At 57.2% G+C, this 3386-nt stretch carries 3 protein-coding genes; 2 read left to right on the top strand and 1 reads right to left on the bottom strand.

Going from position 1 to position 3386, the window contains the following annotated elements; all coding sequences use genetic code 11:
* The first annotated feature begins 208 nt into the window (after positions 1–208).
* Positions 209–1672, top strand: a complete 1464-nt coding sequence (locus AWB67_RS35300) for a mechanosensitive ion channel domain-containing protein (protein WP_087660537.1) — start codon at positions 209–211, stop codon at positions 1670–1672.
* 156 nt (positions 1673–1828) lie between these two features.
* On the opposite strand, the gene AWB67_RS35295 is transcribed toward AWB67_RS35300, so the two are convergent.
* Positions 1829–2179: a hypothetical protein gene (locus AWB67_RS35295; RefSeq protein WP_125477827.1), complete on the bottom strand. Its 351-nt coding sequence runs from the start codon at positions 2177–2179 to the stop codon at positions 1829–1831.
* Between the two features lie 753 nt (positions 2180–2932).
* Between AWB67_RS35295 and AWB67_RS35290 the strand changes: the two genes are divergently transcribed.
* The coding region (locus AWB67_RS35290) for a sterol desaturase family protein (RefSeq protein ID WP_143328467.1) at positions 2933–3386 on the top strand (454 nt) is incomplete at its 3' end.

The following is a 3386-nucleotide window of genomic DNA, read 5'->3' as shown; positions in this document are numbered from 1 at the left end:
GTGTATGGTACGTGGCAGTGTGAAGGGGAAGTCCGGCATCTTGTCGCTCGGGACTCGTCGACATGTCGCACCTGCTGGGCGGGCTGACGACAGTAAGCCGGAATTTCTGCTGAGCGGGCAAGACGACGGCGACGGTAGAGGGCTGCGATTCACCGCCGTGCACGTCCAGATATGTATCCTCTCGAAGTTGCCTCATGGGAGAGCGCCTATGAAACACCCGCTGATTCTGGGATTCTGCATCGTCGTTCTGGACGTATTCGTCTGGCGCTTGCGAATGCCGCCGAATGAGTTCGTACGGCTCTTCGTTCGTCTCGCGCTCTTTGCTGTGCTGAGCGCGGTCCTTTTTTCCACCGGCCTAAGTCCTGTCACGCAAGCGCCGGCCGCGGACGCAGCCGGGCCGCATTGGCTGGGACAGGTCCTCGAAATAATCTGGTGGCTGATGGGCGCTCGGCTGCTCACGCTCTCACTCGATTCACTACTGCTGCCAAGCGCCTGGCGAAGGCAACGACTCTTCTCGGACGTGTTCGGTGCCGTGGTTTTTCTGGCCGCGGTTGTGGCAGCCCTCGGTTTCGTGCTCGAACTGCCAGTACGAGGCCTCGTCGCTACATCGGGCGCGCTCGCTATCGTGCTTGGTCTCGCTATTCAAAGCACACTCAGTGACGTATTCGCTGGCATCGTGCTTAATACCACGGAGCCATATTCTGTCGGTGACTGGGTAGTAATTGATGACGTCGAAGGCAAGGTCGTGGAAATGAACTGGCGCGCGACACATTTGCTGACCGGTCAGGGGAATACTCTCATCGTGCCAAACGCGGTGGCATCCAAGGCAAAAATCTTCAATAACAGCAGACCCGCAAATGTTCACGGAATTTCGCTCGTCCTTGAAATTGACCCCCAGGCGCGTCCGAAGACAGTGCTCGATGCTTTAGGCCGTGCCCTGACTGGCTGCAATACCATCCTTGATTCGCCGGCGCCCAATGTCCGCGTGAAGCGAACCACACTGAACTCGGTGCAATATGAAGTCGCCGCTTTCGTCGACGACATGAGCAAGAAGCTTGCTGTGTCTAACGAGTTGTTCGACCTTTGCTACCGGCACCTCGCCGCCGCAGGTGTGAATCTTCGTGCGCTTGGCGTTTCTCCATCAGCCGTTACCGCGCATGACGCAAAAGAAGCGCTGCTCAAGCGAGTGAGCCTGTTCGAGAGCCTTTCGGAAGAGGAAGTCGTGCGGCTTGCTAAACGCCTATCCCGACACGAGTATCAGGCGAACCAGCAAATTCTGGCCCCTGAAACAGTGCCCGACAGTCTTTCCATCGTTCACTCCGGGGTACTTTCGGTCACATTCAGCGAATCGTCAGGCGACCGAGAGGTTGCCCGAATTGGCCCGGGTGAAGCTTTTGGGGAGGCGGGTCTGCTCGCAGGACTAGCGATGCACGTGTCCATCTCCACAGTCACAGCCTGCGTGCTTTATCAGTTGAGCAAAGACGATATGACGTCGTTCCTGAAGGAACATCCTGAAGTTGCGAAGCAGCTGTGTCAGCTATTAGCCTACCGTCAGAACAAGCTCGGAAAGCTGACGTCACCCATTCCCACCGAACCTGAAAAAGGACATTCGGTGTTTCAATGGCTGTTCGATAAAGTTCGGCGTCTTCATTCGCTGCACAACGATTCCTGAACGAGTGATGGCAGTTGCCACCTGCGCCCCGCATGAAGCCCAAGACGACTGTTTTGCGTATAACTAGTGACCTGCGATGTAGACGAACTTTCCGCAAGCAATGTGTCGTAAGAGGGCGAAGCGCCAGGTCAAGCGCAACGCCCTCTTATAAAGCAGCTAAAAGCTCCCCTCACGAATCTTTTTGATTTGTTGAACAACCGGGGCCTGCGAAAGCGGCGTGTTTTCCGGTAGCGGGCTCTCCCCTTTTTTCACGCCGAGGGCCGCCACGCTATCCAATCCGCTCAGCACGGTTGACGCAGAAACCGCCACCTTGCCCTCATCGTGAATTCTGAACCAGAGCAGTCCCGCCTTAGCGTAGTCGTCAGCGGTCGGCATCTTGCCCGGAGGTTGCCCCCCGGTCACCGCTTCGTACTGAATAGAGTTAAGCAGATGGACAAAACAGCGCGAGCCATGCTCCTGGTCCCATTTGTCTACGCCGAAGCCATCCTCATAGATTTTCTGTTTCATGAGACCGCCTGCGGCTAGTCCCATATGGAACACCACTCCTTTGAGGTAAACCCTGAACCTGATCCGGATGCGATGAACCGATCTTAGGAGTGTTACGAGCAAATCTCTAATCGGATTGCGCCAACTTGACATCGGATCGCGTCATTCAGCGTCGTTTCAAACCGCCCGGGCGATGCATCGCGTTCAACGCGCAATAACGCGAATCAGCGCGCACCCTGCCGCAAGGGCCGATGTTTAGCATCGATCCAGGCGCCGGCGCAACGCGCCGATATGGATCAAGCGGCGCCTCTCGCTTCCGCCTGCTGCGCGCTACCGAGGTCCGCAAGTTGCGGCGGCGACGCTATCGCCGCTGCAAGGCCGTTTTCTTCCGTAAACTCTCGCGCGCGACTCGATAGCATGCCAGCTAGACAGCAAGGCGCGAATGCTCTTGCCGCTCGACAAGCGTAAGTCCCCCCATAATCGCTTCCGTGATAACCACCGCTCACTGCAAGTCGCCAGTGGAGACATGATGAAACCACGGGTGTAGACGGTTCCGGAGCGCGCATTCGGCAACTTTTGAAGCTGATTTCCGCGACCTTGATCTGCGAACGGCAGGAAAGCGATCTGTCGCCACCGGACGCAACGCTGTGACATTCGGCGACATAGTTTCTGCATAGTCTGTAAACGGCGAGCCCGCTACATTAGCTTCACCCGACGCGATAGCCGCTTTTTCCCGCAGACGACGCGTCAATTCCAACCCGTCAATCGCCCATCATGTTCACCACTGGAAAAATCGCGCTCTATGTCACGTTGTTCGTCGTTGGCGTCTCGCTGATTGAGGCGTGCATGCTCACCCGCAGACAGCGCGACAGCGCCACGCCCTTCGACTGGTATGAAGTGTGGATTTCGCTCGCTGATCTGGCTGGCCGCAAGCTGCTTGCCTTTTTGCCGCTTTCGCTCGCGGCGCCCGTTTTCGCGCTCGCGTGGGATCACCGGATCTTTACCGTCACGCTGAACAGCGCGCTGATGGTATTCCTGCTTTTTATCGGGCAGGAGTTCTGCTACTACTGGTATCACCGCGCGTCGCACCGCATCCGCTTTTTCTGGGCGACGCATGCGGTTCATCATTCGCCGAACCAGTTGACGCTATCGTCGGCTTACCGGCTCGGGCTGACCGGCAAACTGACCGGCTCGGCGATTTTCTTTGCGCCTTTGGTATGGCTCGGCG

This window comes from Caballeronia terrestris (assembly GCF_001544515.1).
GTDB lineage: Bacteria > Pseudomonadota > Gammaproteobacteria > Burkholderiales > Burkholderiaceae > Caballeronia > Caballeronia terrestris.
This window is presented reverse-complemented; position numbering and strand designations above follow the sequence as displayed.